Origin of the sequence: Actinomadura soli (assembly GCF_005889715.1) — a bacterium.
Lineage (GTDB): Bacteria > Actinomycetota > Actinomycetes > Streptosporangiales > Streptosporangiaceae > Spirillospora > Spirillospora soli.
This window is the reverse complement of the sequence record NZ_VCKW01000358.1, coordinates 1-6,674: the sequence shown is the minus strand read 5'-3', so window position 1 is coordinate 6,674 and position 6,674 is coordinate 1. Positions and strand designations below refer to the sequence as shown.

Sequence of the window (6,674 nt, the reverse complement as noted above, 5' to 3'; positions counted from 1 at the left end):
CACACCCCCTGACCTGCAGATAGTGAACTATCGTTCATGGTGGTCGTGGTGGATGCGCTGCTGGCATCGCTGGGTGCCCCTTCCCGCTCCCGACCCGCGCCTGCAGGCCTTCGGCTTCGCAGTCCGCACCGAACGCGAGCACACGGGCATGTCCATCGAAGCCCTCGCCGACGCCGCCGGGATCTCCGCACGATTTCTGGTCGGCATCGAACACGGCCGCCGCAACCCCTCCCTGCTGACCATCCTGAGCATCGCCAACGGCCTGCGGATCAGCCCCACCGCCCTCCTCAACGCGGCTTACCGGCCCGACGGCCACCCTCGCTAGAGCCCCGCGCCGACCGGGCACGTTCGGCGAGTTCGCTGCTTTGGGGCCGACACCGAATGGATCAGGACGTCCATTCCGGAGGGGAGACAGCCTCAGCACCGCCGCCCCGGAAAGTGTGCCTCGACAATGGACCGCGACCGTTGGACCGCGACAGTGGTCGACGGTCGTTTGTCGTCCGGTCCCTTCGCCCCTTGCAGGCATGACGGCGGGCTGGGCTGATCTCGGTGAATGCGTGCGATCCTATTCGACCCACGTATTCACGGGTACCCGCGCCCGCAGGTCGCTGTCGCACCAGCCGCTGGGCAAGTTGGCCCTGGCGGGCGCGGACGACGACCCCTATCCGCTGCCCGGCCTGCCCGCGCTCTTCTCCGCGATCGCGGCGGACGACCTGCGCCCCGACACGCTCCTGCACGAGACAGCTTCCCGTATCGTCAAGATCACTGGAGTCGATATTTCCATGAAACGCGACCGTGCGCGCTCGCTGCGATGACGTTCGACCGATCCCCTTCAAAATGTCGAGTTCGGGTGACTTCTCCCGCGCGTCCCCGGCCAAGTCCGCCGACCTAGCTCTCCTCGCACACCCGTGGCGGCGATCCTGTCAGCCGGTACCGAACTCCAGCTGGTGGTTGATCAGCGCACTGCGGGGGGCCGGTGGCTCCGTGACGACCAGCGTGGACGGCTCTGATGCTGGTTGACGTTTAACGGAATGGTGACTTCGCATCGCGCGGGTGGCGGGCCTGCGGCGGCGGATCAAGTCGGAAGGATCGATTGGATGGTGACGGCCAGCACCGCCAGGACGCCCGTCCCGATGGTCGCGGCTAGCAGGAGCCGGGCGGTCGCCGGCGCGTGTACCGCCTCTTGGTCCGCGGCTCCCTCGGGAGCGGTGACGCGGCCGTCGCGGTGCCAGACCTGTTCGGTGTCTTCGCGCTGGGACGGGGTTGTCGTCCAGGCGAGGAGCGTGCGTCGTTTGACGCGCTGATGCTCTGGTCTCCAGCAGGCCCGGAGCCGTCCGTAAGCGTGATTGGCGCATGCCCCGTCGCCGCTCACCTTTTCGACGTCGCACACTGTGGGTTTGGCGCATCCCAGCCAGATCAGGTAGAGCCAGGCCGCGGTCAGTCCGGCCCCGATCCATGCGCCGTAGCTACACAGGGCCGCCACGGCGACGACACCGGCGGCGGCCAGGAATCCGGCATCGGCTCTGGCTTTCTCCGTTATTGTTCTCCGTCTCGCCATCTGCGCCCACACCATTTCTTCCGGCGCGCGACGTGCCTGCGATACGCGTTGTTCTCGCACGGCGCGGTCTTGCGATCAGCGCCAGCGTAGGGCGGCGTGTAATCCGGGGCGACCCGCAGGGCCGGAGTCGGCCGAGCGGAGGGCGACGGCCGATGCGTCATCCCCAGGAGCGTGGCGGGCGGCCCGGGCCGCCGCAGGGACCGCCCTGCGGGCAGGGTTGCCCTGCTCGGTCGCTTCTTGCGGCATCGCTCCACACTGCATTTTCGTAGATCACGCGGCCCCGTCAAAACTGGAATCAGGCGCGGGGCATGGGCGCGTAGCGGCCTGACCGGCAGCGACAATTCGGAAGTCCTCATAGCGGCGGCTATCAGCGCTGCGACTTCTCAACAATAGCGTCATGGTGAGATCGCGCCTTCGTCGCGGCGGGCCTTTCTGTCTCCCGAAGGGCATAGACGAATGCTTCGGCCTCACCGATCCTGGAACGTTTCCCGTGATTCACCGAGAAAGGGATCATGTAAATGGATGCGTCGCAGGCGAGCGGTCCCGCGGAACGGCAGATCGTCGGGACGACGCGCGGGCTGATCGCCTATCTGCGGGATCTGGTCAGCGCCGGCAGCAAGCCCGTTATGACGTGGAGGGCTTATGAGCGGGTGTGGTGGCTGGCGGACGGCCTGGGCTCGCGGCTGGCGCCGCAGCCGGACGGCGTGGTGGCGGAGTTCGATTTCGAGCCGCCCGTCGCCCCTCCGCCGCTGCCGCAGATGCTGCGCGGGTGGGTGAGCGGCGATGTGTCCGATCCCGAGGTCGTGCCGCGGCTGCGGTCGCCGGCACCTGATGCGGCTCGCCCCGACAGCGCCGCAGACAGCGCCGCAGACAGCGCCGCAGGCAGCGCCGCAGGCAGTGCCGGGGAAAGCGGCCGTGAGGTGGACCGTGACGCCGCCGCAGAGCCCGGGCCCGGCAACGCCGAGGCGGTGGCCGCGGCGGCCCGGGCCGCGCCGCGGGCGCGGGCCGAGCTGCTGTTCGAGGAGTGGCTGCGGGCCTGGCGGGCCTGGGCCGACGGTGAACGCGGAAGGCGCCCCGGCCGCCGGCTGTATGAAGACCTGGCGGCGGCGCAGCGGCAACTGAGCCAAAACGACGACATGTTCGAGCTCGTGCTGGGGGTCGGGCTGCTGTCCTGGCAGCCTCCCGAGGGTGACCCGGTCCAGCGACACCTGATCACCTGCGCCGCGCAGATCGAGCTGGATCGCAAGACCTCCCGGCTCCGGCTGACCGTGTCGCCGGAGACGGCACCGCAACTGGAGGACCGGCTCTTTCTGCACAGCGGGCACGGGTTGGAGCCGCAGCGCCTTGAGGCGCTGCGCGCGCAGGTGGAGGACGGCCGCCCGCCGGTCCTCGGCGACGACACCGAGCAGATCCTGCGGCAGTGGTCGGCCCGAGCGATGCGGGCGCCGGTAGCGTTCTCCGGCACGTGGCGGGCGCCCGCCGCCACCGCCGCCGCCACCGCGGCCGCCGAGGTGTCGGTGTCGCCGGCCTTGATTTTGCGGCGCCGCCAGACCAACCGGCTGGTGACCTACTACGAGCGCATTCACGAGGAGCTGTCGGGGCCGCACGCGCGCAGCCCGCTGGGGCTGGCGCAGCTGCTGGTGCCCATGGAGGCGGAGCAGCGGACCGCCTGGCGCCGTTCCTCGGCCATGCAGACCGAGCCGATCCTGTCCCAGGATCCGCTGTATCCGCTGCCGGTCAACACCGCCCAGCGGGAGGTGTTCGAGCTGCTGCGCACCGACACCGCGCTGGTGGTGCAGGGCCCGCCGGGGACCGGCAAGACCCACACCATCGTCAACCTGCTGTCGGCGCTGCTGGCCGAGGGCAAGCGGGTGCTGGTCACCGCGGCCAAGGACCAGGCGCTGGAGGTGCTGTTCAGGCCCGATATGGTGCCAGCGCCGATCCAGCAGCTGTGCGTCCGGGTGGGCAACCAGCGCGGCGCAGGCCAGGGCGCCGTGGAGCGCACGATCAGCGCGCTGTCAGACGGGGTCGCCACCCGCAGCCTGCCGGAACTGCGCCGCGAGATCAGCGACCTGGAGACTCAGCGCGACCGGCAGCGGCGGCGAGTGAAGCAACTCCAGGACCGTGTCGGCCGGATCCGGGAGGCCGAACTCGCCGAGCACGGCACGGTCGCGCCCGGCTACGCCGGCACGCGCGCGCAGATCGCCGCCCGGATCCGTGCCGGGCGTGCCCGCTACGGCTGGATCGGCGAGCTTCCCCCGCACACCGGCGCGCGGCCGCCGCTGTCGGCCGCCCAGGCGCAACAGGTAGGCGACCTGCTGGCCCGGCACCGGGACCGCCCCGACCGGGCCCGGCAGCCACTGCCCGACCCCGCGGCGCTGCCCACCGCGCAGGAGTTCGCTCGCCTGGCCGCGCAGATCCAGGCCGCCGGCGAGGTCGGCGGCGAGGTCGGCGGCGACGCCGCCGACCTCGCCGAGCGGCTCAGCGCGCTCCAGGACAGCCAGTGGCAGCGGCTGCAGCGGCTGGCCGGCGACATCACCCACGCCCTGCACCAGATGGACGTGCCGGTGCAGGCCGCCCGGTGGCGCCGCGAGGCCTGGCAGAGCACGGCGCTGCGCGACATCCTGGCCGGCCGCAATCACGCCCTCTGGCGGCAGCTGCGCACCGCGACGCAGGCCGCCGGAGGCGACCTCGAAGACCTGCTGGCGGCCTGGTCTCATGCGGTGACCGTCCCGGACCCCGCGCCGGGCGCGGAACGCGAGATGATCGAGGTGGTGACGCAGTGGCGCGACCACCTGGCGCACGGCGGCCGCGCCCGGCGGCTGCTGCCCCACATCAGCCAACGCAACGCCCAGGCGATCCTGGACTGCTCCACCGTCGACGGCAAGCCCCTGCACACCGTGCCCGCCGTCGACGTCGTCCTGGTCCGGCTCCGCGCCCGTGCGGCACTGACCGCGCTGACCGCCCACTGGGGCGCCCTGCACACCGCGCCACACCCACCGGCAGCCGACGGCCAGCCCACCAGCCGACCCGCCGGCCGGAAGGCCGACCTGCCCCCCGGCGCGGCGGGGGACCTGCGGGCGGCGCTGCAGCACATGTGCGACCGGGCCGCCGATCTGCAGCACCTGCACACCATCGAGCAGGCCTGGAACGACCTGGCCACGCTGCTGCACCAGGCCCGCATCGCCCAGCCGATGCGCACCGGTGCGCACTTCGACCTGCTCACCAGCGCGCTGGCCGCGGTCCCCGCGCAACGCGCCGCGCACCAGGCCCGGCACCGGCTCGGGCAGATCATCACGGCCCTGCGCACGCCACCGGCCGCAGCCTCGGCGCCCCAAGCAGCGGCACTGGCGGCCTGCGTGAACCCGCCCGACCCCGCCGCCTACGCCACCCGGCTCAACGACCTGCAGCACGCCTGCCAGCAGCAACGCCAACAGCGACTGGCCGCACACCTGCTGCACCACCTGCGGGCGGCACACCCCGACCTGGCCGACCGGCTGCACCACTCCCCCACCGACCCGCGGTGGCGAGCGCGGCTGGCCGACCTGGAGGCGGCGTGGTCGTGGGCCGCCGCGGCACGGCACCTGGCCGCCGACGCCAGCGACCGCGACCACGACCGCGCCGAACGCGACCTGGACCAGGCCGAGCAGCACCTGAACACAACCACCGCCGCGCTCGCCGCCGGCAAGGCCTGGGAGCATCTGCTCACCCGGATGACCCAGCCCCAACGGCAAGCACTCCTGGCGTTCAAGCACCGCATGAGCGACCTGGGAAAAGGCAAGAGCCAACGGTACGGCAGCCGGTACCGGGCGGCCGTCCGCCAGGCCATGCACCACGCCCGCCAGACCGTCCCGGCCTGGATCATGCCGCGCGACATGGTGGTGGAAACCCTCCCACCCCAGCGCGACACCTTCGATGTGGTCATCGTCGACGAGGCCAGCCAGCTCGGCGTGGAATCACTGTTCCTGCTCTGGCTCGCGCCGCACGTCATCGTCGTCGGCGACGACAAACAATGCTCCCCTCCCCCCTCATCGCAAGGCGAGCTCCAGCCGATCTTCGACCGCCTCGACGACTACCTCGCCGACGTGCGCCTGGAATCGCGGGACGACTTCTCCCCCAAATCCAACCTCTACAAGCTGCTGGAATCGCGCGTCCCGCACCGCAAACGCCTCACCGACCACTACCGCTGCATGCCCGAGATCATCAACTGGTGCTCGGCGAACTTCTACGACGGCGACCTGGTCGCCCTGCGCCAATACGGCGTCGACCGCCTCCCCCCGCTGCGCGTGGAACACATCGACGACGGCTACCTCGAAGGAACCCGCCAGCAGCAACGCAACCCCGTCGAAGCCAAACGCATCGTCGAAAAACTCAAAGAACTCCTCGACGACCCCGCCTACCGCGGCAAAACCTTCGGGATCATCACCCTGCAAAGCGGCGGGCAGGCCCGGCTGCTGGAGCAGATCCTCAACCAAGAACTGCCCGACTTCACCGCACGCGAGGAACGCAAGCTCCGCGTCGGCACACCCGAACAATTCCAGGGCGACCAACGCGACGTCATCCTGCTGTCCATGGTCGTCACCGACCCGCCCAAAGCCCTGTCGGGCGAGCTGTTCGAGCAACGGTTCAACGTGGCCGTCAGCCGCGCCGGCGACCAGCTCTGGCTGTTTTGCAGCGTCCCCGCGCACCGGCTCCAGCAGACAGACCTCCGCCACAGCCTCCTCACCCACATGCAGGCACCACCATCCTCGCTCGCCCTGCCCACCGACCTGGACGACCTCACTCCCGACACACTGCACCCCCCGTTCGACAGCCTGTTCGAGCAACGGGTCTTCCTGCGCATCCGAGCACGCGGCTACCGCGTCGTCCCGCACGTACCTGTCGGCGCCAAGACCATCGACATGGTCGTCATCGGCGACCACACCCGCCTGGCGGTCGAATGCGACGGCAGCTACTGGCACAGTCGCAGCCACCACCAGCGACGCAACGACCTGCTCCGCGAACGAGAACTCCGCCGCGCCGGCTGGCGGTTCTGGCGACTGGCCGAAAGCGACTTCGAACTCGACCCCGACCAAGCCCTGCGCCCACTGTGGACGACCCTGGCCACCCAACACAT

General features: G+C 70.8%; 4 protein-coding genes. 3 read left to right on the top strand and 1 reads right to left on the bottom strand.

The window, feature by feature from the left end; translation table 11 throughout:
• Positions 1-325 (top strand): helix-turn-helix domain-containing protein (locus tag ETD83_RS37990; RefSeq protein WP_205718109.1); only part of this gene is annotated, 325 nt, incomplete at its 5' end.
• 199 nt (positions 326-524) lie between these two features.
• A complete protein-coding gene (locus tag ETD83_RS37985) occupies positions 525-815 on the top strand; it encodes a hypothetical protein (protein ID WP_138650037.1) in 291 nt (96 codons plus the stop codon).
• A 260-nt stretch (positions 816-1,075) separates the two neighbouring features.
• Here ETD83_RS37985 and ETD83_RS37980 read toward each other — a convergent pair whose 3' ends face one another.
• A complete protein-coding gene (locus ETD83_RS37980) occupies positions 1,076-1,618 on the bottom strand; it encodes a hypothetical protein (RefSeq protein WP_138650036.1) in 543 nt (180 codons plus the stop codon).
• A gap of 458 nt (positions 1,619-2,076) precedes the next feature.
• Here ETD83_RS37980 and ETD83_RS37975 point away from each other — a divergent pair.
• A partial coding sequence (locus tag ETD83_RS37975; RefSeq protein ID WP_138650035.1) for an AAA domain-containing protein occupies positions 2,077-6,674 on the top strand: 4,598 nt, incomplete at its 3' end.

Coding starts and splice junctions, on each gene's coding strand:
- ETD83_RS37985 (WP_138650037.1), top strand. CDS start 525: ATGACGGCGGGCTGGGCTGATCTCGGTGAATGCGTGCGATCCTATTCG.